Below are 25574 nucleotides of genomic sequence, written 5' to 3'. Positions count from 1 at the left end.
AACAGGAATTAAAATGAGCGAAAGCTTTGCAGAACTTTTTGAAGAAAGCCTAAAGACCCTCAACCTTCAGGCCGGTTCGATCATCACCGCGATCATCGTTGATATCGATTACCAGGCTGGATGGGTTACGGTTCACGCCGGTCTGAAATCTGAAGGCCTCATCCCGCTGGAACAGTTCCACAACGACGCTGGCGAGCTGACCATCAAGATCGGCGACGAAGTGCACGTTGCACTGGACGCGGTCGAAGATGGCTTTGGCGAAACCAAGCTGTCCCGCGAAAAAGCCAAGCGTGCCGAGTGCTGGATTGTTCTGGAAGCGGCTTTCGCAGCTGAAGAAGTGGTCAAGGGCGTTATCAACGGTAAGGTTAAAGGCGGCTTCACTGTCGACGTTAACGGCATCCGTGCGTTCCTGCCTGGTTCTCTGGTTGATGTCCGCCCAGTGCGTGACACGACTCACCTGGAAGGCAAAGAGCTCGAATTCAAGGTCATCAAACTCGACCAGAAACGCAACAACGTTGTCGTTTCCCGCCGTAGCGTCCTTGAAGCCGAGAACAGCGCTGAGCGCGAAGCTCTGCTGGAATCCTTGCAAGAAGGTCAGCAAGTCAAAGGTATCGTCAAAAACCTCACCGATTACGGCGCATTCGTCGATCTGGGTGGCGTCGATGGCCTGCTGCACATTACCGACATGGCTTGGAAGCGTATCAAGCATCCATCGGAAATCGTCAACGTTGGCGATGAGATCGATGTAAAAGTCCTGAAGTACGATCGCGAACGCAATCGTGTTTCCTTGGGTCTGAAGCAGTTGGGCGAAGATCCATGGGTCGCTATCAAAGCTCGCTACCCAGAAGGCACTCGCGTAACAGCACGTGTTACCAACCTGACCGACTACGGCTGCTTCGCTGAGCTGGAAGAAGGCGTTGAAGGCCTGGTACACGTTTCCGAAATGGACTGGACCAACAAAAACATCCACCCTTCGAAAGTCGTACAAGTTGGCGACGAAGTGGAAGTTATGGTTCTGGACATCGACGAAGAGCGTCGTCGTATCTCCCTCGGCATCAAACAGTGCAAATCTAACCCATGGGAAGATTTCTCTGGCCAGTTCAACAAGGGCGATAAAATCTCCGGCACCATCAAGTCGATCACCGATTTCGGTATCTTCATTGGTCTGGACGGCGGCATCGACGGCCTGGTTCACCTGTCCGACATCTCCTGGAACGAAGTGGGCGAAGAAGCCGTACGTCGCTTCAAGAAGGGCGATGAGCTCGACACCGTGATCCTGTCTGTTGATCCAGAGCGTGAACGCATCTCCCTGGGCATCAAACAGCTGGAAAGCGATCCGTTCTCCGAGTACGTGATGGTCAACGACAAAGGCGCTATCGTTCGCGGTATCGTTAAAGAAGTTGACGCCAAAGGCGCCATCATCACTCTGGGCGACGACATCGAAGCTACTCTGAAAGCCTCCGAAATCAGCCGTGACCGCGTTGAAGACGCGCGTAACGTTCTGAAAGAAGGCGAAGAAGTTGAAGCCAAGATCATCAGCGTTGATCGCAAGAGCCGCGTAATCCAATTGTCCATCAAGTCGAAAGACGTTGAAGACGAGAAAGAAGCTATCCAAAGCCTGCGCGCCAAGCCAGAAACTGCGGAAAGCACAGGTCCTACCACCATCGGTGACCTGCTTCGCGCACAAATGGAAAAACAGAACTAAGTTCTGATTGACCATAGAAAAAGGGCGACTTCGGTCGCCCTTTTTTGTGCTTGCGAGAAGCCCATCACGATCCCCCTGACACATCTCTCCAAACATAACTACCTGCAGTCCACCCAACGCTTGGCTAATCTGGGACATACACCTGATTACCCAATGGGAGGGGCAATGGAATGCCCAAACACGCGCACAGCCGCAGCCTACGCCATGGCCGATTCTCTAAAATCAGCCAAATCTACCTGTTAACCACCGTCACCCAAAATCGCCACCCCCCTCTTTAACGACTGGCGCCTGGGACGCTTGGTCGTCTCCGAGCTAAAACGAGCCGAAGAGCAGAGCCTGGTTCAGTCATTAGCCTGGGTAGTGATGCCCGATCACCTGCATTGGCTCATCGAGTTAAAGCAGAAATCCCTTTCCAGCGTCATGCAGCAAGTCAAAGCCCGAAGCGCCATCGCAATCAACAAAGCCATCCAAAGCCAAAACCGTGTATGGCAACGCGGATACCACGACACAACCCTCCGTACCGAATACGACCTGAAAAAACTCGCCCGCTACATCGTCGCAAACCCCCTGCGAGCCGGGCTGGTCAAGCGAATAGGCGACTACCCGCTGTGGGACGCAATATGGCTTTAACATCACGCGATCCCAGCCGCTGAGCTGACTTGTAACTACGCGTCCCGCTGCGAAGACCATTCAGCGCTGTTCACCTGCTGCCCCTCGATCCCGATCAACCTCCTGCCATAGGTGGTTTTCGCCGTGAAACGCACCGTGACTTTCGCGTCAAATTAAAAACCGCAGGCTGGGTCAATTTCGACCGATATTGATGCATACAATCAGCACATCCCCCCCCTCCTGTCTTTTCAACAATACAAGCCCTTCACGCCGCGGCTAGACTGAAGCGTCTACAGGTTGTCGCAGGGCACGCGCCCCGCATAAGGAAACACATGCATCGCATCATCATTGTTCTCGCCATGCTGGCCCTCACAGGCTGTGCCACCTCGCATAAAACCAAAGTCATACATGGCCAAAGCGGATTGATGATCGAATGCTCCGGGATGACCTCAAGTTGGGACAGGTGCTATGCCCGCGCTACCCGTGAATGCAAACCCGGTGGCTTCAAAGTCCTCGGCAAGTCCAGCGACGTCAAAGAAGATCCGGACGACTATCCATTCGGGTGGAACCCGGCCGGCTATTTCACCCGGCGCATGCTCGTGGTCTGTAATTGATCGTTTGAATCCTGGATATGCACCAGAAAATGTCATAAATGAAGGGAACTTCACGGTCCGCCAATCATCCTTCACATAAGTCAATACTCGGACTGTTCAAATCCTTCCAGTCATGCTAAAACCTTCGGAGCGCTTATCTAGCTGCTTGAAAAAGAAGGGAAAAATATGACGAAGTCGGAGTTGATCGATCGAATTGTTACCCATCAAGGGCTGCTCTCATCCAAGGATGTCGAGCTGGCTATCAAGACCATGCTTGAGCAAATGTCTCAATGCCTCGCCACCGGTGATCGCATCGAAATTCGGGGCTTTGGCAGCTTTTCTTTGCACTACCGCTCACCGCGTGTAGGGCGCAACCCGAAAACCGGTCAATCCGTGAGTCTGGACGGCAAATTCGTCCCTCACTTCAAGCCGGGTAAAGAGTTGCGTGATCGGGTCAACGAAGACGAAGAAGAGGGCCTCTAACGCCCCCAACAAAAGGAGCGGCAGATGCGGAACTTTAAGCGCGTAATCGTGGTCGTATTCATCCTGCTGATCGTTTTGGCGACGGTAGTGTTCGTGTTGGAAAACCAACAGTCTGTATCCCTGGTCTTTCTCGGCTGGTCAGCGCCAGAGCTGTCGGTAGCTATCCCTGTGATTGTTGCCTTGCTGATTGGTATGGTGATGGGGCCGCTGCTTGGCTGGATATGGGCAGTGGGTAAAAAAAGCAAAAGAAATCGCTAGGCTTGAAGCGCCTGATATCTCGGGTAGATCGGCGGTGCGAGGCTCTGAAACTCCGTCAACATTGATGGAGATAAGTTGCATTTCAATGAACGTTTAAAAGTCGCGTCGCGTAGAACCCTCTCAGCCCTCCGAAATCAAAAATACCTTCTAAAGTCCAGTAAGCTGGCTTGGCCTTGTCTCGGGAAATATCCTGATTGCCGAGTAATACTCTAAGAAAAAGGGTTCACTTTCCTATGTCGAGTTCCTTGATGCCTCAGCAGAATGTTGATGAAATTGACCTGCTCGAACTCATTCGGGCCTTATGGACTCAAAAAATATTAATAATGGGCATTGCCCTGATAGCGGCGCTTGCTGGTGGCGCCTACGCCTTTTTCAGTAAACCTGTCTATGAAGCCAAGGTTTACCTGCAGCCACCCACATCCAATGGTATTGCTGACTTCAACTACGGACGCACCAAGGAAGCTGAACTCAGCCCCTTCGTCGTCAAGGATGTCTACGACGTCTTCCTCCGTAACCTGCAATCGGAGTCATTGCGCCGGAAGTTTTTCGAAGAGGTTTACCTTCCGTCGCTTGACGAGTCGAAACGCCACGGCTCTAGAGATTCGCTGTACGCCAAATTTTTAAAGGAGCTGACGATTGTGGCGCCACCCAAGGATTCGCCAGATCGTTACTCAGTGTCTGCTCTAAACAGTGATCCCGCCTTGGCAACCGAATGGGTCAAGGTCTATGCAACAAAAGCAGGCGATTTGGCTGAGAAAGAAATGATCCGAAATGTCACCCGCGAGGCTGAGGTGCGGGCACGAAATCTTGGGCAGCAAATCAACACGTTGCAGGCAAGCAGCAAAAAAATTCAGGAGGATTCTATTGTGCAGCTACGCGAAGCCTTACAGATTGCGGAAGCGATTGATTTGGAAAATCCCCCGATCATTTCTGGCAATGTCTCGGCTGAGGTATCCGCCAGTATGGACGGTGAATTGACCTACATGCGTGGGGCCAAGGCCTTGAGAGCAGAAATCAAAAACCTTGAAACGCGTAAATCCAATGACCCGTTCATAGAAAAGCTTCGTGCTTTACAGATAAAGCAGAGTTTTTACCGTGACTTGAGTGTCAGCCCGGACACCGTCTCTGTGTACCGCCTGGATGGCTCCATTGAGCAGCCCGACAAACCAATCAGTCCCCAAAAGGCGTTGATGCTCATTTTTTCCCTGATTTTAGGCGTCGGGGTAGGTGTCATAATCGCCTTGGTTCGCCATTTCATGAATGGTTACAAGCGTTCTCGTCTTGAGGAAAGCCCAAGCCGATAGGAAAAATCACCGTTCACCGTAGGCTATTTCCTGACATCAAGTCTTGTAATCACAGGTGATGCTGGCAAAATGCGTTTCTGTTCTCGATTGTCAGACAACTAGTTGCGCGCTGCTTGAGTGATCAAGGATGCTTCCTCAGGCAAGATTGTTAAAACACACGCTAGTCAACCTGTCTGTTCAACGAGCCCGCAGTCTCTCTATGAAGGCAGGCCCAGGTTGTGACCCGTATTTCCGATACACAGGCAAATTCTTCAACCGATGAAATCGACCTTTTAGCATTGTTTCAGTCGATCTGGCAGCGAAAACTGCTAATAACTGTAGTGACCAGTATATGTGTGGTGATTGCAGCGGCGTACGCCTTCATAAGCAAACCGGTGTATGAAGCAAAAGCTTACGTGTTACCGCCAACGATCAACGAAATTGCTGAGTTCAACTACGGGCGAACGAAAGAAGCTCAACTAACTGCCTTTACCGTGAAAGACGTGTACGGCGTATTTCTCCGGAACTTACAAGCAGAGTCGCTTCGAAGGGATTTCTATACTAAAATTTATCTGCCATCCCTTACCGAAGCCCAGCGCCAAGGCTCCCAGGATGTTCTATATGCTGAGTTCTCCAAGCAAGTGACCGTTGGAGTGGCATCAAAGGACTCGCCAGACCGCTACGCTATTTCGTTCCAGAACATAGATCCAACGGTAGCGGCCGACTGGCTAAAGCTGTTTGTCGATCGCGCGAATGCAGCAGGCCTGCAGGAAATGATAGGCAACGTGACGAGTGAGGCCGAGGTGCGTGCACGCAACCTCAATCAGCAAATAGCCACCCTACGTGAGAGCGGTAAGGGCGCTCGAGAAGATCTGATTGCCCAACTACACGAAGCCTTGTTGGTGGCTGAGTCTATTGGCTTGGAAAAACCGCCCATTATTTCTGGCAATTTGTCCTCCAAGGTCTCTGCAAGCATGGACGGCCCGTTGACTTATATGCGTGGAGCCAAGGCACTCAAGGCAGAAATTAAAAACCTTGAGACGCGGGTATCGGATGATCCATTTATTCCAAAGCTTCGCACCCTGGAAGTTCAGCAAAGCTATTTCCAATCCATTAACGTTAACCCCGAGAGTGTTGCCGTCTACCGCGAGGATGGTCCAATCGAGTTGCCGGACAGTCCAATCAAACCCAAAAAAGCCCTAATTATCGGACTAGGTCTTGTGCTGGGTGTGATGCTAGGGATCATGCTCGCGTTGATTCGTCAGTTCATCAGTACCCAGCGTACGAGTTCTGTTCCACCAGTATCCGTCAAACTGTAGACAGCCATGGCAGCAATGGTTTGTAAACGTTAAAGACTGATCGACGCCCAAGGTCCAGCTAAGCTGGACCGCTTTTTTTATGGGCGAACATCGTCTTTTACGTAGCAAGACCGAGAGGGACTCTCATGCTTTACCCGGAAATCATCCATCATGGCGCCATTGAGGGTGTCACTGGCTCGTGCCATCAACTGCAAATGGATGCAACAAGCAGCCTGCTGATCGACTGCGGCTTATTTCAGGGAATGGAAACCAGCAAGCAGGGTAGCGTCGGGGCGGATCCATCGGCTATCGACTTTTCCATCGAAACCATCAAGGCGCTGATCGTTACGCATGTGCACGCCGACCACGTCGGGCGTATCCCTAATCTCTTGGCCGCCGGCTTTAAAGGTCCGATACTCTGCAGCGAGCCGTCGGCTAAATTGTTGCCGCTGGTGCTGGAAGACGCCTACAAACTCGAATACGGGCGTGACGAACAGCACGTCGAACGCTATCTCAAGCTGATCGAGTCGCGGGTCATCGCGTTGCCCTTCGATACCTGGTTTAGCCTGGTAAAAACCCCTGAGCTTTCTTGCCGAATTCGCCTGCAGCGTGCCGGGCATATTCTTGGTTCGGCTTATGTCGAATGCGATATCGATTACCCCCTCGAGAACCGCAACAAGCGCATCGTCTTCTCGGGCGATCTGGGCGCCTCGCACACGCCCCTGTTACCTCGTCCAAAGCCTCCTGAGCGGGCAGACATTTTGGTCCTGGAAAGCACCTATGGTGATCGCCTGCACGAAGACCGTGCTACACGTCAGTCGCGACTGGAAGAGGTTATTGATAAGGCCTTGGCTGATCATGGCACGGTACTGATCCCTGCGTTCAGCATCGGGCGCACCCAGGAATTACTCTACGAAATCGAAGATATTCTCCATCGCAAAGCGCTGCTGAACCCAAACACCGTCAATGAGGGGACGGTGCAAGATCAAGACGGTTCGTTACCCATCAATTGGCCTCAGCTACCGATCATCCTGGACTCACCCTTGGCCAGCCGTTTTACCAAGGTCTATCAGGAACTTGATGACTTTTGGGATGCCGAAGCTAAACAGCGACTGGACAACGGGCGCAAGCCGCTGCAATTCGATCAACTGATTACCATCGACACCCATGCAAAGCACATGCAAACGGTCAATTACCTGGCCAGTACCGGGCGTCCGGCAATAGTCATTGCCGGGAGTGGCATGTGCGCCAGTGGTCGAATCTTCAACTACCTAAAAGCCATGCTCGGCGACAGCAGGCATAATGTGCTTTTTGTGGGCTATCAAGCCAAAGGCACGCCGGGCGCGGCTATTCAGCAGCATGGACAGAAGGGTGGTTATGTCGAGCTGGATCGTGAGCGCTATCCCATCGTTGCGGGTGTGAGCACGATTAACGGCTACTCCGCGCATGCGGATCAGAAAGGTTTGGTAGAATTTGTAACCGACATAGGAGATTGGCCGTCAGAGGTGAGGCTGGTACACGGTGATGCGCAGGCCAAAAAAGCGCTTCAGGCGGTCTTGCTTCGGAAGTCCCTGCTTAAACGTCACGAGTTAACTGTCGTCATAGCGGGTAATTAAAGTGCCAAGCCAGCCTGCGCTGCATAGGCAGTCCAGGCTGGAGCCGAGCAGCAGGGATTGCTGTGTGAGCCTCGGCAGTCGATGCTCCATGCAATGGATGCGACGTCAGTGATGGACTGGAGATGACCATTTATACCGCCGAAGGCTCTTTAATTTGCGCTCAGCAGAAAAGCTGGTACCTCGTGCAGTGCAAACCACGGCAGGATGAGCGTGCTGAGGACAATCTGGCGCGTCAGGGCTATGAGATTTCTCGCCCAAAATGCCGGTATCAGAGACTGATTCGTGGGCAGCGTCAGTGGACGGTGGAATCATTATTTCCGGGTTACTTGTTTATTAATCTACCCGCAGACTCAAACTGGGGACCCCTTCGTTCCACGCGGGGCGTCAGTCGTGTGGTTAGCTTTGGTGGGGTGCCGGTGGCAGTGAGTGACAGCCTCGTCAAACAGCTTCAGGCACGAGCGGAAATAGACGTAAAATCGGAGCTGAAGCCAGGCGATAGTGTGCGAATTACAGAAGGTGGGTTCGCTGAACTCGATGCAATTTTTATGTCGATGGATGGAGATGAGAGGGGCATTCTGCTGATCAGCCTCCTCAATCGTCAGCAGCAAATTAGCGTGCCGATGGAAAGCATCTGTAGTAACGAGTAAATCACCCAGGTCCCAATGACCTTGGTCAGATGTGATAGTGAACACTGCGTTCTCAGGAAACCAACGGTAAATCCTGGGGCGGTAGCGTGTTCTTATTTCCACTCACGGTTTCCCAGTCTTTAAGGCTGATATGAAAATTCAAAAGATCAGTTAACGCGTGAAGATTCTAGTTACCGGCAATGCCGGAGTTATCGGCTAGGTATTGAGAAAATTAAAATGCAAGCCGATCGTTTAAGATGACAGGCTGTGGCTAATTCCCGCTTGACTTTTTGAAGAACGCCAAATAATGAAGCTAATTAAAACAGCCATTCCAGATGTGATTGTTATAGAACCACAAGTATTTGAAGACGAGCGCGGTTGGTTTATGGAAAGTTTTAATGAGCAACATTTCCATGCTGAGCTCAGAGAATTAGGCTTGCCCATTCCGCGGCCATTTATTCAAGATAATCACTCTTATTCAAAAAAAGGAGTGCTACGGGGTCTCCATTATCAGCGACCTCCTTTTGCGCAAGGGAAGTTGGTAAGAGTTGTGAGAGGCGCTGTTTTTGATGTGGCTGTAGATATTAGAAAGGGCTCTTCGACTTTCGGTAAATGGGTCGGTGTAGAGTTAAGTGATAAAAATAAGAAAATGCTTTGGATTCCGGAGGGATTTGCTCACGGGTTTCTGTCTCTAGAGGATGGAGTAGAGTTTTTATATAAGGCGACGAGTGTTTACTCTAAACCCTCTGAGAGATCAATTTTATGGGATGACCCTTATTTGGATATCAGATGGCCGGATTTGATAAAGCATATAAGTGAGAAGGATCTTCTTGCTTCAGATTTTAGTACGGCTGTTGAAGATGATTAATTTTATTTTTGCTTTTTTTGCTAATGTTTTTTTCAGTGCTCCTTCTGTGTTTTTGGTAGTAGCGTGCTCTCACCTTGGAAGTTTCGATGAAGCAGCATTGTTAGGTGCATCGTTTTCTATTTGTGCACCCGTGCAGCTTTTTTTTTCCATGCAGCATAATGTTTCTATTCTTAGCGGTCGATTAAGCCTTAGGGATTCATTACGCACACGATTTTTACTTATAATACCTTTTTTGCTTTTTGGGTTTTTTGGGGCGTTATTTTTTTCCTCACAAATAGTTTTTTGGTTTTTTCTTTACAGGTGCGCTGAGTTTTTATACGAACCATTTATTTGTGATGGAATTAGGAAGGGAAGTTATCGTAAGGTTTTTGTATCGACGTTATTGAGATTTATTCTGTTTTCTTCAATTGTCATGCTTTTGCTTTACGTTGGGGCAGGTCTGAACACTGTACTTTTAGTGGCCGGGGTTGTGTTCTCCCTCCTGGCGTTTAAATTTATTTCTGTTGCCTTTGATGGTGGTGAGTCTTCATTTGAAGGATTTTTTTTAGGGGCAGCTGCTTTCTTTTCAAGTGTCATAGTAAATATCCCTAGATATTTTGTTTCAAGTGCGGATCCTTCATTCGCAGCTTTTTATTCAAGTATGTTAACTTTGGTTTTGGGGGGCGGGTTGTTGTATGGGGCGTTTAATAATTATTTTTTCCCTAAGTTCTGTGCTTCAGGTAAAATCGGAGTATTAACGTTCCTCAATATTTCGGCAGGGGTTTTTCTGGCGGGTTTATTACTGTCCTATTTGTTATTCTCTGGTGTTGTTATCCCTAAGCTATTTTTGACTGTCTTTTTGGGTGATAAATACTTGCTGTATTCTGATTTTGTTATCGGTTTCGCGCTCTTTTATTTTGTCCTGTATTTTCACGCCTCGTTAAATTTTTTATTCGTATACCTTGGTTTGGCAAGGGTCTACATGACTTCCCTGATTTTTTATGGTTTGTGTATGGCTGGTTTCATCTTTGTCAGAGTTAGGTTGTTTTCTGATGATTTTAGTCACTTGATATGGGTCGTTTTCGGTTTTGGATTTTTCTATGGGATTGTTTGTTATTTTTTCCTTATGGTTAAGTTTTTGAGAGGGCATAAGGAATGATTTTTCTGAGTGTGTTTTTGATTTTTGTCCTTTCGATAATTGATGGGCGAATTTCTTACTTGGCAGTTGCACTTTTCGTTGTTGTTGGTGTACTGCGGATGGGTTTTTTCTCCTCTGTGGTTGGCGCGCGGAAATTAAACTCCGTACAGTTCTTTGTTTTTATACTGCCTCTTTTTGTTTTTTTATCCTGGTGTTATGGCGTTCTTGTCGGACTATTGAATGGCGTTGATGTCAGTTATGTTTTTTCTAACTTTGCTGGGCTTTCTTTGTATGTTCTATTCTATATTTTCTATTTTTCTGTGGATCTCGATGTTTCTAAAAAAGCTTTGTTTTACTCGGCGATATGTAGCTGTATTTTTGGGTTCTATTCAGTTTACGACTCGTTTGCCTCTGTAGGTGGAGGGGGGGAACTTAATCAGGTTGGACTTGCCGGTTTCCGAACATTGTATTCAGCTACTTTTCTTTATGTGGTCCCTTTTCTGTTTGTTTGTTTAGTGCAGTTATTTTTGCAGAGGAAATGTGACTTCGGTTTTAAAAGTGATTTGAAAGCTGGCTTTTGGCTTTTGATTTTTGGTTTTACCTTAGTCGTTCCTGCCATGTCTAAAGGCTTTATTCTTGTTTTTGTACTTATGTTTATCCTTGTTTTTATAGAAGGCTATTCTTCGGTGCTGCGCTCTCTAGTGATAGGGAAGAATTTGTTCGTTATGACTTTTGTAGTTTTGCTAACAGGCGCCTTGTTGTTGTTATTTACGGATTTTTATAATATTATCTTTTTTAGTTTTTCATCAGGTGAAGGTAGTAATTCTGTCAGAAGTGAGCAGTTTGATTATTTGGTGTCTGAGTGGAGCTTTAGTGGAGCGGGCTTAGGAAGTTCTTTGATATCAGGCTATCAGCGCGATGGTACAGGATACGGGTTTGAGTTGACGTACATAAATTTAGTTAACAAGCTTGGTGTTCTAAGTATTCCTTTGTTCTTTTCTTATGTTTCAGTGCTTTTCTTTGGTTTCAAATTTTTCTTTTTTGATGGTAGACGAGTCACGGGTGCTTGGGTTCTAGGTTTAATGGCTTTCCTGATTCCAGGTGCAGGGAATCCGTTGTTGTTGGCTCCTGTGTTTGTGTTCATGCATTTTATAGCTATAATGTTAATCATTACAGAGCTTTCCCCTCGAGATGAACTCGATGTGATTGGAGGGCAGAAATTAAAGTAATGAAGGTTTTTCGTGGGTATCTTGTTAAGTACCTTTAGCGATTATAATATTATTAAGTTTTTTTGAATACTATACTAGGAATAGATATGGTTTCGGTTAGCGTTTGCATGGCTACTTATAATGGTGCTGATTTTATAAGGGAGCAGCTTTATTCAATTCTCATGCAGATCCCGCAAGATTCTGAAGTTTTGCTCGGTGATGATGGTTCTATCGATGAAACAATTCGTATTGTTGAAGATATTAATGACTCCAGGGTTAAAGTTATTAGGAATACCTCTAATCTCGGGTATATACATAACTTTGAAAATTTGATTGGCAACGCAAAAGGTGATTACATTTTTCTAAGCGATCAGGACGATATCTGGCCGGCTGGTAGGGTCGAAAAGATGATATCTGCTATGGACGCATCGAATAGTTTATTGGTTGTGGGGGCTATGGAGTCATTTGTAGGTGATGTTAACTCTTGCAGTTTTTTCTGTGGCTTTGACCAAACAAGGAACGCCTCTTCGTTTAGAAATATATTTGATATTTTTGTTGGGCGTAGTGTGCCTTACTTTGGATGCGCTATGCTTTTGTCGAAGAAAATAAAGCCGTATTTAATTCCTTTTTACTCAAGGGTGATTAGCCATGATATATGGATTGCTTTTGTTGCAAATAGACGTTGCTCAGTCGTTCATTTGAATGATACGGTCACTTTAAGACGTATTCATAGTAATAATTTGACCAATAGTAACCGCAGTTTTTTTGATAAAATAAAAACCCGGTATTTTTGGTCTTTAGCTATTTTAAATATTATCTGATAACGAGGGTTGGCTGTGTTCGATAAAAAAACTCTACTAATAACGGGGGGGACAGGATCTTTTGGCAACGCTGTGCTCAAGCGATTTCTAGATACTGACATTACTGAAATTCGCATTTTTAGCCGCGACGAGAAGAAACAGGACGACATGCGTAAGCGCTATGCCAGTACTAAGCTAAAGTTTTACATCGGCGATGTGCGGGATTATCAGAGCGTATTAAATGCTACTCGTGGCGTAGACTTCATTTTCCATGCTGCAGCGCTGAAGCAGGTACCGTCTTGCGAGTTTCACCCGATGGAGGCTGTCAAGACCAATGTACTTGGCACTGAGAATGTTCTGGAGGCGGCGATCCAGAATCAGATCAAGCGAGTGGTTTGTCTAAGTACCGACAAAGCTGTGTACCCGATCAACGCTATGGGGATTTCCAAGGCAATGATGGAAAAGGTCATGGTGGCCAAGTCCCGTAACGTTGACGACAGTAAGACGGTAATTTGCGGTACGCGCTACGGCAACGTGATGGCTTCGCGTGGTTCGGTGATACCTCTGTTCATTGAACAGATCAACGCTGGTAACCCGCTGACGCTAACCGACCCACATATGACCCGTTTCATGATGACGCTGGCTGATGCCGTGGATTTGGTACTGTATGCATTCAAACATGGTCAAAACGGCGATATTTTTGTGCAGAAGGCCCCTGCAGCCACCGTCGAGACGCTGGCCAAAGCACTGACAAAGCTGATCGGAAAACCAGAGCATCCGATTCAAGTTATCGGTACACGCCATGGCGAAAAGCTCTACGAAGCACTGCTAAGTCGTGAAGAAATGGCCTGCGCTGAAGACATGGGCGAGTACTTTCGTGTGCCGCCGGATCTGCGCGACCTCAACTACGCTAAATTCGTGGAGCAGGGCGAAGAGAGGATTTCTCGCAGTGAAGACTATAACTCGCATAACACCGAGCGTTTGGATGTCGAAGGCATGCAGCGCCTGCTGCTCAAGCTGGATTTCATGCTTGCCATCCAGCGTGGCGAGCACGTTATTGCCGAGGAGTAAGGAATGAAGGTACTGATCACCGGCGCCAACGGGTTTGTCGGTAAAAACCTGGTTGCCCATCTGAGCGAGCGTAGCGATCTCGAAGTTCTGCGTTTCACCCGCGCCGACTCTATGGACAATCTGCCCGCATTGGTTGCACAAGTGGACTTCATATTTCACTTGGCCGGCGTCAATCGCCCGCAGAATCCGCAGGAGTTTCAGAGCGGAAACACCGATCTAACGTGTGCGCTGTGCGAGGCAATTGTTGGTAGCGGTCGCCAGATTCCCCTGCTCTTCACCTCGTCCAGCCAGGCGCAGTTGGATAACCCATACGGTGTCAGTAAGCGTGGTGCCGAACAGGCTCTGCTCGATCTGGGCGCCAGTCACGGCTCGCTGGTGCATCTGTTTCGCTTGCCCAATGTGTTTGGGAAGTGGGCTCGCCCCAACTACAATTCAGCGGTGGCGACCTTCTGCCACAATATCGCACGCAACCTGCCGATCCAGATTAATGATTCGCAGGCACTCATCAACCTCGTTTATATCGATGATGTGATCGAATCCTTTGTCGCTGTGCTGGATGGCAAGCTTGTTGGTGAGCCTTTTGTCAGCGTTGAGCCGCAATATAGCATCACCGTTGGAGAGTTGGCCGAGCAGATGGAACGCTTTCGCGAGAGCCGAAAGACTCTGACTACCGAGCCGGTGGGCACAGGGTTGGTAAGGGCACTGTACTCAACCTACCTGAGCTATCTGCCGCCCGAGCGTTTTACCTACGAAGTTCCGAAATACGGCGATCCACGTGGCGTATTCGTGGAAATGCTCAAGACCAAGGACTCAGGGCAGTTTTCCTTCTTTACCGCATATCCCGGTGTAACACGGGGGGGGCATTACCACCACTCAAAGACCGAGAAGTTTTTGGTCATAAAGGGTAAAGCTTGCTTTCGCTTCCGTCATATCGTCTCCAGTGAGTTCTATGAGTTGTTCACCGATGGCGAGCGACCGGAAGTTGTAGAAACGGTTCCTGGCTGGACCCACGACATCACCAATGTCGGCGACGAGGAAATGATCGTGATGCTCTGGGCTAACGAGATTTTCGACCGTGAACGGCCGGATACGTATGCCCTGCCACTCGGCACTGAAGCCTGAGTTGGCGAATAAGGATTTGAAATGAAAAAATTAAAAGTCGTCACCGTAGTGGGTACACGCCCAGAAATTATTCGTCTTTCACGGGTCATTATCAAGCTGGATGAGCACTGTGATCATGTGCTGGTACATACTGGCCAGAACTATGATTATGAACTGAACGAAATTTTTTTTGAGGATTTGGGCATCCGTAAACCGGATTACTTCCTTAACGCCGCAGGCGTGAGTGGTGCTGAAACTATTGGTAACGTGATTATCGCTGTTGATCGTTTACTAGCCGATGTGCAGCCGGAAGCACTGCTGGTACTGGGTGATACGAACAGCTGCATGGCGGTTATCCCGGCTAAACGCAGAAAGATTCCGACCTTCCACATGGAGGCTGGTAACCGCTGCTTCGACATGCGCGTACCGGAAGAGATCAATCGCCGTATAGTGGACCATACTGCGGATATCAACCTGACTTACAGCAGCATCGCCCGCGACTATCTACTGCGCGAAGGGATATCACCGGACATGGTGATTAAGACCGGCAGTCCTATGTTCGAAGTGCTCAACTACTACCGTGAGGGTATTGAGGCTTCCGATGTGCTTGATCGTCTTGGCTTGGAGTATGGAAAGTTCTTTGTAGTCAGCGCGCATCGTGAGGAGAATATCGACTCCGATAAAAACTTTCTCAAATTGGTGGAAGTGTTGAATACCGTTGCAGAGGATTACGGATATCCAGTAATTGTCTCCACCCATCCGCGTACCCAGAAACGTGTGGATGCGATGGGTGTACAGTTTCACACCAATGTGCGGCTGCTCAAACCTCTGGGTTTCAAGGATTACAACAAGTTACAGCTTACTGCCAAGGCGGTCTTGTCTGACAGCGGAACTATCAATGAGGAGTCCTCAATCCTTAACTTTCCCGCGCTGAATTTGCGCGAAGCTCACGAGCGGCCGGAAGGCATGGAAGAGGCCGCCGTAATGATGGTCGGTCTAGAAGTCGAGCGTGTACTGCAGGCATTGCATATTTTGGAAAGCCAAGCCCGAGGCGATGAGCGCAGCTTGTGCCTGGTTGATGACTATAGTATGCCCAATGTGTCCGATAAAATTGTACGGATTGTACATAGCTATCGCGATTACGTGATGCGTACTGTTTGGAAGAGGTACTGAGTCACATGGCTACCCGCGTTCTCTTGTTGACTCAATGGTTCGAACCTGAGCCGACCTTCAAGGGCCTGGACTTTGCCCGCGAGCTGGTGAAACAGGGCTTCGAAGTCGAGGTAGTCACCGGCTTTCCCAATTATCCGGGCGGCAAGGTTTATTCGGGCTACAAGCTTAAGTTCTTACAGCGCGAGCTTATCGACGGTGTTCAAGTTACGCGGGTCCCGCTTTATCCGAGTCATGACCAAGGAGCCATCGGACGTGTACTAAATTACGTTAGCTTTGCCGCCGCCTCGTTGTGCTATGGATTGTTCGGCGCTAAACGCCCGGATGTAATATATGCTTACCATCCGCCTCTTACGGTGGGTATTACAGCTGTGCTAATCCGATTTTTTCGCCGAGTGCCTGTGGTATATGATATCCAGGATATGTGGCCAGACACCTTGCGCGCGACCGGTATGTTTTCCCATGAAAAGGCACTTAAGATTGTGTCCTCGGTTTGTGACTGGGTTTATCGACATGTTGACCAGCTAGTAGTACTGTCCCCTGGCTTCAAGAGACTGCTGATTGAACGAGGGGTTCCCGCTGACAAGATTGAGCTGATCTATAACTGGTGCGCGGAAGACTCATTGGCGGCTCCACAGGGATCAGTTCACACGGCATTTCCTGGTAGCGAAAAATTCAGCATCCTGTTCGCTGGCAATATGGGCAAGGCTCAAGCGCTTCAAGCGGTTTTGGGCGCTGCCGAATTGTTGCAGAGTAAAGCACCAGAGTTGGTTTTTGTTTTTCTCGGTGGTGGATTGGAACTTGGACACCTGCAGCAACTCGCAGCAAACAAATCTTTGCGCAACGTGATTTTCCTACCACGAGTGCGCATGGAGGAAGTAGGTACCTATCTGCACGCCGCAGACGCCTTGCTGGTACATCTCAAAAAAGACCAGCTATTCACCATCACTATCCCATCCAAGACTCAAGCCTATATGGCGGTCGGCAAGCCGATCCTTATGGCTGTGGATGGTGATGCGGCAGATTTGGTACGGGACAGTAGCTGCGGTTATATTGCCGAATCGGAAAGTCCACAGGCAATTGCAGATGCGGCTCAGTTACTGATGCAGGCACGCCCAAGCGATAATCGTGTTATGGCGGAAAATGGCCGCCGCTTCTACCAGGAAAAACTCTCTCTGCGCGTGGGTTCTAGACGTTTCGGGGAGATCTTTAAAAGACTGGCAAATAGAAAGGATACCTGATGTTAAAACGCCTTTTCGACATCGTCGCCTCTACCTGCGGCTTATTGCTGCTTTCTCCAATCATAGCCATAGTCGCATGGCAGATCAGCCGGAAGCTTGGTTCGCCAGTACTGTTCCGTCAGGTGCGACCCGGCCTGCACGCCAAGCCCTTTGAGATGGTCAAGTTCCGTACCATGCGAGATGCCGTAGATACCAATGGCAACCCGTTGCCGGATTCTGAACGTATGACGCCGTTCGGTAGCTTTTTGCGCTCAAGCAGCCTGGATGAACTACCAGAGCTATGGAATGTGCTCAAGGGCGATATGAGTCTTGTTGGACCTAGGCCACTTCTGACAAGATACTTGCCTTATTACACTGAAACCGAGAGATCTCGCTTTACGGTAAGACCTGGGATTACTGGCTGGGCGCAGATAAATGGAAGAAATGAGTCGAGATGGGATGCTCGATTAGCCCACGATGTTTGGTATGTAAAAAATCGATCACTAGGCCTGGATTTAAAAATAATTCTAAAAACTATTTCTAAGGTGTTCGGAAGTGACGGTGTAGTAGTAGACCCCTCTCAAACAATGCTCAACTTAGATGAAGAAAGAATTTCGAAGAGGGAAAATTAATGCTTTTTAGAAGAGCCAATGTATCTGATGCAAAGGCTATAGCAGACTTAATAAAAGAGTCGTTTTCAGATTATCACGTACAAAAAATGATATACGGTTGCAATGGGATAGTTAAATATTTAGAAGATCAGTTGCTAATAAGTGATGAGGTCAATGATGCGTCGACTTTTATTGCTGAATTAAATGACGATATTTGTGCCGTAGCTCAGTTTAAACGAGATCTAAAAAATAAAATATTTTACTTAAATTATATATGCACTGAAAAGTCATTCCGCAGGCAAAAGCTTGGCCCAAGATTGATTAAATTTTCTCTAGAGAATGAAAGCTTTTCATTTGATTCTGTTGTTCTTGATGTTTTTGAAAACAATACGCCAGCCATAAATTGGTATATTGGTCTTGGGTTTAATAAGAATGCAGAAAAGCTGTGGACGCTAGTTGAGCCTGCAGACCATGAAGAAGGATGTGGGTACTTGTCTGGACTGCCACAAAGCAATATATGTTACAGAGAGTATGGGTTTTCGCAGTTGTCGTTAACGACGAATGCTGGTACATATTCAATTGGGCTGTTAGGTGAGAAATACTACAGATTCTCAAGTGGTAGTGTCTTTAAAGATCCAGCTGCGATTGCGTTGCTAAAAAAGTTTGATAATAGAAGAGAGTTTCTGCTTATCGGCGAAAAATTAATTGACGCTCCCGATAACTACAAGATAAATGAATTTGCTAAAACATTAAATATGTCTGTAAAAAAAGAAATTTTGCAGAAAAAACTGGATATGGTGTTTTTGAATGATCTTGTGGGGGATATATGAAAGTCAGTAAACAGTCCACCGATACTAACACCTATAATAGGAGTTGGTTTGACTATCCTAGGGCAAGAGATGCATTTGAGGCATATCTTTTATCGTTGAATTTGAGTGGCGCTGATCACATTGTTATTCCAAATTATATAGGCTACTCCACGAGAGAGGGATCTGGTGTTTTTGATCCCGTCGTCAGTTCCGGAGTGAACTATAAATTTTATGAGCTCGATAAAAATATTGAGATTGATGTTTTATCCGTAGAGAACTTGATTAGACTCGGGGGGGTGAAATTAGTAGTTATTATTCATTACTTTGGGTACGTCGACCCAAGTTATAAAAAAATTATTAAATTGGCAAGAGATCACAATATTAAGGTCCTTGAAGATCAAGCGCACTCTTTGTTTACAGACCTAAACAGTGGAACTACAGGGCGGCTATGTGATGCTAGCATATATTCGTTGCATAAAATGTTTCCGATTGAAACTGGCGGTGCACTTTCACTGACTCATTCTAATGTGAAGTCTGACTCAAATAATGTTTCTAAGTTATGCCTTGATCACGATATAAGCAAAATTTCATCTATTAGAATACGAAATTTTAATTTCCTGATTTCTAAATTGTCAGGCCATGATGATGTTCTCTCAATTATCAGAAAATCACTTGATGACGGAGCTGTACCCCAGACCTTTCCAATTCTTATCAATAGCAAGAACCGGGATGAAATCTATCATCTGATGAATGCTCAGGGGTTTGGTGTCGTAAGTCTTTATCATACAATGATAAACGAAATAGCAGATAATAAAGCCTTTGAGATCAATGAAACCGCTAAGAAAATATTAAATCTTCCTCTGCACCAAGATGCCAGTGACGAAGCTCTAGCTGAAATGTGTGATTATCTGCTAAATATTTTGTATGCTGAATAAAAAAATGACTGGATATATAAAATTTTTTGATTTGGATAATGACTTAGATTTTCATGAGTATCTATCTATATGGAGATCAGGCACAAGCAGACGCCCTCATGATCATCCTCAATACATGAGGTTGATGAGAATCGACAAGCAAAAACCTTGCGCTTTGGTGTACTTTGAAGACTTTCAGCCGAAGATTTTATATGCGGTTTATTTAATAGATGTTTTCGGCGACGAACCCATTGATCCTCTAGAAGCCAACAACAAGCACATGGTCTCTGCCTATGGGTACGGTGGTCCTGTTCTAGTGAGTGACACGGGTGCTGATGTTCAACAATTTGAAAAGCTTCTTGATGACTATATTGTTGAAAATCGCATTATTAGTGAGTTTGTTCGAGAGGATTTGTTTAGTGACTTCAAGGTGCCTCGGAAATTTTTAAGTATTAAACAGCAGGATAATGTAGTAATCAATCTAAAGAAAACTCATGAAGAGCTATGGGGTTGTTATAAGCACTCGGTAAGGAAAAATATAAAAAGGGCAAAATCTTCATGCCTTGAGGTTCTATTAGATTTTAATGGAAGTTTGACTGGCGAATTTGTAAGGGTCTATCATTTGACAATGATCAGAACAGGCGCAAAACAGTCATTTATGATTCCGTTGGAGGAATTTGAAAAGTTAAATGAATACTTTTCTGAAGATAAAATAGGGTTCTATGCTCATGTAGCACTTGAAGGCAAGGTTGTCGCAACTGAGCTCATTCTTCGCTCGCCTCGTAATATTTATTCGTTTCTGGGTGGGTCTGATATGGATTATTCAAATTTACGACCTAGCGATTTATTGAAACATGAAGTCAATATGTGGGCCATCGACAACGATATTGACGGCTATGTGTTAGGGGGAGGGGTCAAGCCCTACGATGGCATTTATATGTTCAAATTGGCGTTTGACCAAGAGGGCGCTCACCCTTTCTCGATTCAAAAAAATATCCACGATAATGATGCTTACAATGACATGGTTGTTGCCAGAAAAAGGTCTGAGCAAAAACACGGTAACTCATGGGAACCTAATCCAGATTTTTTCCCTTCCTATTTTTCATAACCTAAAAGAACCATAATCACTATCATGATTAATACCTCCTTCTCCCCTTGGCCTTCTTTTACCGAAGAGGAAGCCGATGCCGTTCGCAACGTTATCTTGTCAAACAAGGTCAATTACTGGACTGGGCAGGAGTGTCGCGAGTTTGAAAAAGAATTTGCTACCTGGGCTGGCGCTGAATACGCGATCGCAATGTGCAACGGGACTGTGGCGCTGGATGCTGCCTTACAGGCACTTGGTATAGGCGCTGGCGACGAAGTAGTGGTTACGCCACGTACGTTCCTGGCGTCGGTGTCGAGCATCGTCAATGCCGGCGCTGTACCGATTTTTGCCGAGGTGGATCGCGATTCGCAAAACATTACAGCCGAGACCATTCGCGCGGTATTGACGCCGCGTACTCGCGCGGTCATCTGCGTGCATCTGGCAGGTTGGCCATGCGACATGGATCCGATAATGGCGCTGGCTGCCGAGCATGAGCTAAAGGTGATTGAGGATTGCGCGCAGGCTCATGGCGCGAGATACAAAGGCAAATCGGTTGGGTCCATCGGCCATGTTGGCGCTTGGTCGTTTTGTCAGGACAAGATAATGACCACCGGCGGCGAAGGCGGTATGGTCACCACCAACGACCGCGAACTCTGGTCAAAGATGTGGTCCCTGAAGGATCACGGAAAGAGCTGGGAAGCTGTCTACGAGCGTGAGCATGTACCTGGTTTCCGCTGGCTTCATGAGAGCTTTGGCACCAACTGGAGAATGATGGAAGTACAGGCTGTGATTGGCCGGATTCAACTGCAGCGTATGACTGCTTGGCACGAGAAGCGTTTAGACAATGCTCAGAAAATTTGGGACTGCGCTAGCCAGTTGGATGGCCTGCGAGTCCCAGTTATCCCGAAGCAGATCATGCATGCAGCTTACAAATGTTATGTGTTTGTAGCGCCGGAGCGTCTTAAAGAAGGCTGGACCCGTGACCGCATTCTGAGTGAAATATCCGCTCGAGGTGTACCATGCTTTTCTGGTTCTTGCTCCGAGGTTTATCTTGAGAAGGCTTTCGATGCTACAGGTTGGCGTCCGGCGGTCAGGTTACCGGCAGCAAAGGCGCTCAGTGAGGACAGTCTTATGTTTATGGTACATCCAACATTGACATCCGACGAAATCGCCAAAACCTGTGAAGCGCTGTCCGAGGTTATGCATAAGGCCGTGTCGGGTTGAATTGTAATTTACTGTTTTCAGGTAAAGCAGTAACGCTGGCTGAGGGTTGATGTTGTTTCTTGGTCTGTATGTAGATGTGAGAATGCTCTGGTGGGGTTAACAACGGATGATTAACGGGATGCGTAATTGGTTGCTGCAATTGCCTCGTCGCAAGAAGCGGCTGATTCAGGTTGGCACTGATGTGCTACTGGTGTGGTTCGCGCTGTGGATGGCGTTTATTGTTCGTCTGGGTATTGACGACATGATTAACCCTCTTCACGATCATACATGGCTATTTCTCAGTGCCCCGGTAGTAGCTATTCCCCTCTTTGTCCGTTTTGGCCTGTACCGGGCTGTCATGCGCTATTTTGGCAATGACGCCCTGATTGCAATCATCAAAGCTGTTAGCCTCTCATCCCTGATTCTCGGTATTGTTGTTTATTGGTACAGCAATCATCAAACCATCGTGCCACGCTCAATCATATTCAATTATTGGTGGTTGAGTATGATGATGATTGGCGGTTTACGTTTGGCAATGCGCCAGTTTTTTTTAGGTGATTGGTTTGCTGCTGCCCAGCACATGCCGTTTACAAATAGAGATGATGGTCTGCCAAAGGTAGCCATCTATGGTGCAGGCGCAGCAGGTAATCAACTTGTCGCGGCTCTCCGTATGGGAAGGTTGATGCGGCCTGTAGCCTTTATTGATGATGATGAAGGCATTTCAAATCGTGTTATTTCTGGCCTACAGGTCTTCAAACCCAGACATATCCAGCGATTAATTGATGTGACTGGCGCTCAGGAGATACTGTTAGCCGTCCCTTCCTGCACGCGGGGACGCCGTAGAGAAATTTTGAGTTATCTTGAAGGCTTTCCGCTCCATGTACGAAGTGTCCCTGGGTTCATGGACCTCGCGAGTGGTCGCGTGAAGGTTGATGACATTCAGGAGGTCGATATAGCTGACTTACTTGGCCGAGATGCCGTTCCCGCACTGGAAAATTTGCTTGAACATTGTATAAAAGGTCAATCGATTCTGGTAACTGGAGCGGGTGGATCAATTGGCTCAGAGTTATGTCGGCAGATTCTTACATTGGAACCGACTACGCTTTTATTATTTGAGCACAGTGAGTTTAATTTATACAGTATTCTCTCTGAGCTTGAGCAGCGAGTAACCCGTGAATCGTTGTCGGTTAAACTTTTACCAATTTTAGGTTCGGTCCGTAATCAGTCTAAACTTTTAGATGTGATGAAAACTTGGCATGTGGACACGGTTTACCATGCAGCGGCGTATAAACACGTGCCGATGGTTGAACACAATATCGCGGAAGGAGTGCTGAATAATGTTATAGGTACACTCAATACTGCTCAAGCAGCCTTGCAAGCAGGTGTCGAAAATTTTGTTCTAATCTCTACGGATAAAGCGGTGAGGCCCACTAACGTAATGGGCAGCACCAAGCGTTTAGCGGAACTGACTCTGCAAGCTTTGAGTCGTGAGTTGGCGCCCGTTATGTTTGGTGATAAATCAAAAATTTCACAAGTGAATAAAACGCGTTTCACCATGGTTCGTTTTGGCAATGTGCTTGGGTCCTCAGGTTCAGTGATCCCTCTCTTCCATAAACAAATTAAATCGGGCGGGCCGCTTACAGTTACTCACCCGAAAATTACTCGCTATTTCATGACTATTCCTGAAGCTGCCCAATTAGTGATTCAGGCTGGGTCAATGGGCCAAGGTGGAGATGTATTTGTATTGGATATGGGCGCGCCGGTTAAAATCGTCGAATTGGCTGAGAAAATGGTTCATTTGTCCGGCCTAAGCGTTCGTTCTGAAAAAAATCCTCACGGCGACATAGCCATTGAGTTCACTGGCTTGCGTCCAGGTGAAAAGCTCTATGAAGAGTTGCTTATAGGTGACAATGTCGTGGCCACCGAGCATCCAATGATAATGAGTGCAAATGAAGATTATTTAACTTGGGAATTATTAAAGGTGAAGCTGTCAGAGCTTCTTACGGCTGTTGAGGAGGATGACTATAACAAGGTTCGCCGACTACTTCGCGAAACAGTTAGCGGTTATGCGCCGGACGGTGAAATTGTTGATTGGATATATCAGCAGCGTCGTTTAGAGCCCTAATGGGGAGTTATTTTTCACTTTATATATTACCAGTTATTAGAGGCGTAAATGGGAGCGGTTGCTGGGCAATTATCGATGTATAAAGTTCTATTTGCGGCTTTGTTCCATCGCGTGCACTTATACTTTACTGAGCTACAGTTTGTTAGCTGTAAATATACCACCTCTCGCTCGCGCGGTAGTGCCCTTTATATTGCTGCTTCGTAATGCAGTCCGAGCGGGTTTATTCAATGAGGTTCAATGAAGTTTGTGCTACTTAGAACTATCGGATTTAGGTGTTTGTGGCTAATACCAAGCTGATCATTTAAAATGAAACCAATTGGTAGGTGGGGCTACCTTATCATGTTAGGTGTAGGGTAAGGAGTGTATAGAGCTTGACGCTTCTTGTTAGTATTGATTAGATCTTCAAGAGTATGGCTAGACATTTTAGGAACGTCAAAAAATAATGATTTACTGGTGGCTCATTCCCGTTGTTGCTTTTTTTTCTTTTATGTTAACGGCTATTTTACGTCGATATGCACTTTCTCGGAGTTTGATGGATATCCCTAACTCACGTAGCTCGCATTCAATACCAACCCCTCGTGGTGGTGGTGTTGCGATCGCCGTCGTTTTTCTGATAATCCTGCCTGTTCTGGGCTGGATCCGCCTAGCCCCTTGGTTGACGCTTATCGCCATTGGGGGGGCGGGCGTCGTGGTTGCGATCATTGGGTTTATGGATGATCGCGGTCATATAGCAGTCCGATGGCGGTTACTAGCTCATTTCAGCGTGGCGATATGGGTTCTGCTTTGGTTGGGTGGCTTGCCTGTCATCAAGTTGTTTGGGGTTATTATTGATCTCAGTTGGTTTGGAGATATTTTGGCAGCCGTTTATTTAGTCTGGATGCTTAACCTTTATAACTTCATGGACGGGATCGACGGGCTAGCGAGTGTGGAGGCTCTTTGTACCTGCCTTGGGGCTTGTCTTTTGTATTTGCTAGCTGGTTTTCCACAATTGATCTGGGTGCCTCTGTTATTGGCTATGGCTGTCTTTGGTTTTTTCTGTTGGAATTTCCCATCTGCACGCATTTTTATGGGGGATGCTGGAAGTGGATTTCTTGGAATTACTTTGGGGGCTATATCACTGCAGGCGGCTTGGCTTTCATCCCAGCTTTTGTGGAGTTGGTTGATTTTGTTAGGCGTATTTGTAGTCGATGCAACATTTACGTTGATCCGCCGCTTGGTGCAAGGCGAAAAAATCTATGAGGCGCATCGCAGCCATGCTTATCAGTTCGCTTTTCGCAAAGTCAGAGGGCATTTGCCTGTCCTATTGATCGTAGGGGCGATAAATTTATTATGGCTACTTCCAATTGCACTATCCGTTACGGTTTTTAACGTTGATGGGGCGCTTGGGTTAGTCATTGCATATGCTCCCTTGGTCGCTTTAGCCGCGAAATTACGAGCGGGCGAGACTGAAAACGGTATATCCGCTCCCTAAATCTATGGTCATACCCGTTGCAATACTGATTGGCATATGAAGTGGGCGGCTTGAGCGTCTGTTTGCGGGGATGCTCCGTGCCACGGTGAGAGTCGCGCCGTAAGCGACCCATGAACCCCACGTACCGTTAGATGGGCTTTACGTTTACCGTGGCATCTCTGGTGTGCAGTTCCAGGGCAGCAAGGCTTCGAAGCCTTCTACCAACGAGGCTTGCGGCAACCGCTCTAGTACGTGGCGCAGCCACATATAGGGTAAGCGCGCCATAAAGCACACATTCCAAGCCGTCGGCTAATGCCTGACGCTGTGCTCCCGATCTCTCTCTGGAGCC

Annotated in this window: 23 protein-coding genes and 2 pseudogenes; 24 read left to right on the top strand and 1 reads right to left on the bottom strand. The window is 47.3% G+C overall.

Annotated features, from left to right (window positions below; all coding sequences use genetic code 11):
• Nucleotides 1-13: 13 nt before the first annotated feature.
• From rpsA to QN399_RS20890, 24 genes and pseudogenes are all read left to right on the top strand, one after another.
• A complete protein-coding gene (rpsA, locus tag QN399_RS21005; RefSeq protein ID WP_219063883.1) occupies nucleotides 14-1705 on the top strand; it encodes a 30S ribosomal protein S1 in 1692 nt (563 codons plus the stop codon).
• Nucleotides 1706-1875: 170 nt separating this feature from the next.
• Nucleotides 1876-2335: pseudogene (locus QN399_RS21000) on the top strand (transposase).
• A 311-nt stretch (nucleotides 2336-2646) separates the two neighbouring features.
• On the top strand, nucleotides 2647-2928 hold the full coding sequence (locus QN399_RS20995; RefSeq protein ID WP_330201574.1) for a hypothetical protein: 282 nt from the start codon (nucleotides 2647-2649) through the stop codon (nucleotides 2926-2928).
• A 165-nt stretch (nucleotides 2929-3093) separates the two neighbouring features.
• Nucleotides 3094-3390 carry an integration host factor subunit beta gene (ihfB, locus tag QN399_RS20990; RefSeq protein WP_219064060.1) on the top strand — a complete coding sequence of 99 codons (297 nt, stop codon included), beginning with the start codon at nucleotides 3094-3096 and terminating at the stop codon, nucleotides 3388-3390.
• Nucleotides 3391-3414: 24 nt separating this feature from the next.
• Entirely contained in the window at nucleotides 3415-3648 is a 234-nt protein-coding gene (locus QN399_RS20985) for a lipopolysaccharide assembly protein LapA domain-containing protein (protein ID WP_330201573.1), read from the top strand.
• Between the two features lie 248 nt (nucleotides 3649-3896).
• A complete protein-coding gene (locus QN399_RS20980; protein WP_330201572.1) occupies nucleotides 3897-4952 on the top strand; it encodes a Wzz/FepE/Etk N-terminal domain-containing protein in 1056 nt (351 codons plus the stop codon).
• Nucleotides 4953-5170: 218 nt separating this feature from the next.
• Nucleotides 5171-6250 carry a Wzz/FepE/Etk N-terminal domain-containing protein gene (locus tag QN399_RS20975; protein ID WP_330201571.1) on the top strand — a complete coding sequence of 360 codons (1080 nt, stop codon included), beginning with the start codon at nucleotides 5171-5173 and terminating at the stop codon, nucleotides 6248-6250.
• A gap of 125 nt (nucleotides 6251-6375) precedes the next feature.
• On the top strand, nucleotides 6376-7845 hold the full coding sequence (locus QN399_RS20970) for an MBL fold metallo-hydrolase (RefSeq protein ID WP_330201570.1): 1470 nt from the start codon (nucleotides 6376-6378) through the stop codon (nucleotides 7843-7845).
• Nucleotides 7846-7967: 122 nt separating this feature from the next.
• Nucleotides 7968-8492: a transcription/translation regulatory transformer protein RfaH gene (gene rfaH, locus QN399_RS20965; RefSeq protein ID WP_330201569.1), complete on the top strand. Its 525-nt coding sequence runs from the start codon at nucleotides 7968-7970 to the stop codon at nucleotides 8490-8492.
• A gap of 286 nt (nucleotides 8493-8778) precedes the next feature.
• A complete protein-coding gene (gene rfbC / locus QN399_RS20960) occupies nucleotides 8779-9339 on the top strand; it encodes a dTDP-4-dehydrorhamnose 3,5-epimerase (RefSeq protein WP_330201568.1) in 561 nt (186 codons plus the stop codon).
• Nucleotides 9332-10477, top strand: coding sequence for a hypothetical protein (locus tag QN399_RS20955; RefSeq protein ID WP_330201567.1), 1146 nt, complete (start codon nucleotides 9332-9334; stop codon nucleotides 10475-10477). Before rfbC ends, QN399_RS20955 begins: the two co-directional genes overlap by 8 nt.
• Complete coding sequence (locus QN399_RS20950) at nucleotides 10474-11685, top strand: hypothetical protein (protein WP_330201566.1); 1212 nt, start codon at nucleotides 10474-10476, stop codon at nucleotides 11683-11685. The genes QN399_RS20955 and QN399_RS20950 overlap by 4 nt, the downstream gene beginning before the upstream one ends.
• Nucleotides 11686-11771: 86 nt before the next feature.
• A complete protein-coding gene (locus QN399_RS20945; RefSeq protein WP_330201565.1) occupies nucleotides 11772-12485 on the top strand; it encodes a glycosyltransferase in 714 nt (237 codons plus the stop codon).
• Between the two features lie 15 nt (nucleotides 12486-12500).
• Nucleotides 12501-13535, top strand: a complete 1035-nt coding sequence (locus tag QN399_RS20940) for a polysaccharide biosynthesis protein (protein WP_330201564.1) — start codon at nucleotides 12501-12503, stop codon at nucleotides 13533-13535.
• A 3-nt stretch (nucleotides 13536-13538) separates the two neighbouring features.
• Complete coding sequence (locus tag QN399_RS20935; protein ID WP_330201563.1) at nucleotides 13539-14657, top strand: NAD-dependent epimerase/dehydratase family protein; 1119 nt, start codon at nucleotides 13539-13541, stop codon at nucleotides 14655-14657.
• A 21-nt stretch (nucleotides 14658-14678) separates the two neighbouring features.
• Nucleotides 14679-15809, top strand: coding sequence for a non-hydrolyzing UDP-N-acetylglucosamine 2-epimerase (wecB, locus tag QN399_RS20930; RefSeq protein ID WP_330201562.1), 1131 nt, complete (start codon nucleotides 14679-14681; stop codon nucleotides 15807-15809).
• A gap of 5 nt (nucleotides 15810-15814) precedes the next feature.
• The gene (locus QN399_RS20925; RefSeq protein ID WP_330201561.1) at nucleotides 15815-17047 is read left to right on the top strand and encodes a glycosyltransferase family 4 protein; all 1233 of its coding nucleotides are present in this window, start codon (nucleotides 15815-15817) and stop codon (nucleotides 17045-17047) included.
• On the top strand, nucleotides 17047-17658 hold the full coding sequence (locus QN399_RS20920) for a sugar transferase (protein ID WP_330201560.1): 612 nt from the start codon (nucleotides 17047-17049) through the stop codon (nucleotides 17656-17658). The genes QN399_RS20925 and QN399_RS20920 overlap by 1 nt, the downstream gene beginning before the upstream one ends.
• Entirely contained in the window at nucleotides 17658-18467 is an 810-nt protein-coding gene (locus QN399_RS20915; RefSeq protein ID WP_330201559.1) for a GNAT family N-acetyltransferase, read from the top strand. The genes QN399_RS20920 and QN399_RS20915 overlap by 1 nt, the downstream gene beginning before the upstream one ends.
• On the top strand, nucleotides 18464-19381 hold the full coding sequence (locus QN399_RS20910; protein WP_330201558.1) for a DegT/DnrJ/EryC1/StrS family aminotransferase: 918 nt from the start codon (nucleotides 18464-18466) through the stop codon (nucleotides 19379-19381). Before QN399_RS20915 ends, QN399_RS20910 begins: the two co-directional genes overlap by 4 nt.
• A complete protein-coding gene (locus QN399_RS20905) occupies nucleotides 19371-20468 on the top strand; it encodes a GNAT family N-acetyltransferase (RefSeq protein ID WP_330201557.1) in 1098 nt (365 codons plus the stop codon). Before QN399_RS20910 ends, QN399_RS20905 begins: the two co-directional genes overlap by 11 nt.
• 24 nt (nucleotides 20469-20492) lie before the next feature.
• A complete protein-coding gene (locus QN399_RS20900) occupies nucleotides 20493-21671 on the top strand; it encodes a DegT/DnrJ/EryC1/StrS aminotransferase family protein (RefSeq protein ID WP_330201556.1) in 1179 nt (392 codons plus the stop codon).
• A gap of 106 nt (nucleotides 21672-21777) precedes the next feature.
• Nucleotides 21778-23775: a nucleoside-diphosphate sugar epimerase/dehydratase gene (locus tag QN399_RS20895; protein ID WP_330201555.1), complete on the top strand. Its 1998-nt coding sequence runs from the start codon at nucleotides 21778-21780 to the stop codon at nucleotides 23773-23775.
• Between the two features lie 442 nt (nucleotides 23776-24217).
• Nucleotides 24218-25246, top strand: a complete 1029-nt coding sequence (locus QN399_RS20890) for a glycosyltransferase family 4 protein (protein WP_330201554.1) — start codon at nucleotides 24218-24220, stop codon at nucleotides 25244-25246.
• Nucleotides 25247-25390: 144 nt separating this feature from the next.
• On the opposite strand, the pseudogene QN399_RS20885 reads toward QN399_RS20890, so the two are convergent.
• Nucleotides 25391-25504, bottom strand: a pseudogene (locus QN399_RS20885) (transposase domain-containing protein); the annotation flags it as partial.
• Nucleotides 25505-25574: the final 70 nt, after the last annotated feature.

It is taken from the genome of Pseudomonas sp. 10C3, from assembly GCF_036346185.1.
Taxonomy (GTDB): Bacteria; Pseudomonadota; Gammaproteobacteria; order Pseudomonadales; family Pseudomonadaceae; genus Aquipseudomonas.
Note: the sequence above shows the minus strand (reverse complement) of the source record. Positions and strands in the feature narration are given on the sequence as shown.

Bases quoted from the DNA above. Each gene is read 5' to 3' on its own strand.
- QN399_RS20910 (WP_330201558.1), top strand. From the start codon at position 18,464: ATGAAAGTCAGTAAACAGTCCACCGATACTAACACCTATAATAGGAGT.
- QN399_RS20920 (WP_330201560.1), top strand. From the start codon at position 17,047: ATGTTAAAACGCCTTTTCGACATCGTCGCCTCTACCTGCGGCTTATTG.
- ihfB (WP_219064060.1), top strand. From the start codon at position 3,094: ATGACGAAGTCGGAGTTGATCGATCGAATTGTTACCCATCAAGGGCTG.
- QN399_RS20935 (WP_330201563.1), top strand. From the start codon at position 13,539: ATGAAGGTACTGATCACCGGCGCCAACGGGTTTGTCGGTAAAAACCTG.
- QN399_RS20955 (WP_330201567.1), top strand. From the start codon at position 9,332: ATGATTAATTTTATTTTTGCTTTTTTTGCTAATGTTTTTTTCAGTGCT.
- QN399_RS20895 (WP_330201555.1), top strand. From the start codon at position 21,778: ATGATTAACGGGATGCGTAATTGGTTGCTGCAATTGCCTCGTCGCAAG.
- QN399_RS20890 (WP_330201554.1), top strand. From the start codon at position 24,218: ATGATTTACTGGTGGCTCATTCCCGTTGTTGCTTTTTTTTCTTTTATG.
- QN399_RS20915 (WP_330201559.1), top strand. From the start codon at position 17,658: ATGCTTTTTAGAAGAGCCAATGTATCTGATGCAAAGGCTATAGCAGAC.
- rpsA (WP_219063883.1), top strand. From the start codon at position 14: ATGAGCGAAAGCTTTGCAGAACTTTTTGAAGAAAGCCTAAAGACCCTC.
- wecB (WP_330201562.1), top strand. From the start codon at position 14,679: ATGAAAAAATTAAAAGTCGTCACCGTAGTGGGTACACGCCCAGAAATT.
- QN399_RS20900 (WP_330201556.1), top strand. From the start codon at position 20,493: ATGATTAATACCTCCTTCTCCCCTTGGCCTTCTTTTACCGAAGAGGAA.
- QN399_RS20925 (WP_330201561.1), top strand. From the start codon at position 15,815: ATGGCTACCCGCGTTCTCTTGTTGACTCAATGGTTCGAACCTGAGCCG.
- QN399_RS20905 (WP_330201557.1), top strand. From the start codon at position 19,371: ATGCTGAATAAAAAAATGACTGGATATATAAAATTTTTTGATTTGGAT.
- QN399_RS20995 (WP_330201574.1), top strand. From the start codon at position 2,647: ATGCATCGCATCATCATTGTTCTCGCCATGCTGGCCCTCACAGGCTGT.
- rfaH (WP_330201569.1), top strand. From the start codon at position 7,968: ATGACCATTTATACCGCCGAAGGCTCTTTAATTTGCGCTCAGCAGAAA.
- rfbC (WP_330201568.1), top strand. From the start codon at position 8,779: ATGAAGCTAATTAAAACAGCCATTCCAGATGTGATTGTTATAGAACCA.
- QN399_RS20970 (WP_330201570.1), top strand. From the start codon at position 6,376: ATGCTTTACCCGGAAATCATCCATCATGGCGCCATTGAGGGTGTCACT.
- QN399_RS20945 (WP_330201565.1), top strand. From the start codon at position 11,772: ATGGTTTCGGTTAGCGTTTGCATGGCTACTTATAATGGTGCTGATTTT.
- QN399_RS20985 (WP_330201573.1), top strand. From the start codon at position 3,415: ATGCGGAACTTTAAGCGCGTAATCGTGGTCGTATTCATCCTGCTGATC.
- QN399_RS20950 (WP_330201566.1), top strand. From the start codon at position 10,474: ATGATTTTTCTGAGTGTGTTTTTGATTTTTGTCCTTTCGATAATTGAT.
- QN399_RS20980 (WP_330201572.1), top strand. From the start codon at position 3,897: ATGCCTCAGCAGAATGTTGATGAAATTGACCTGCTCGAACTCATTCGG.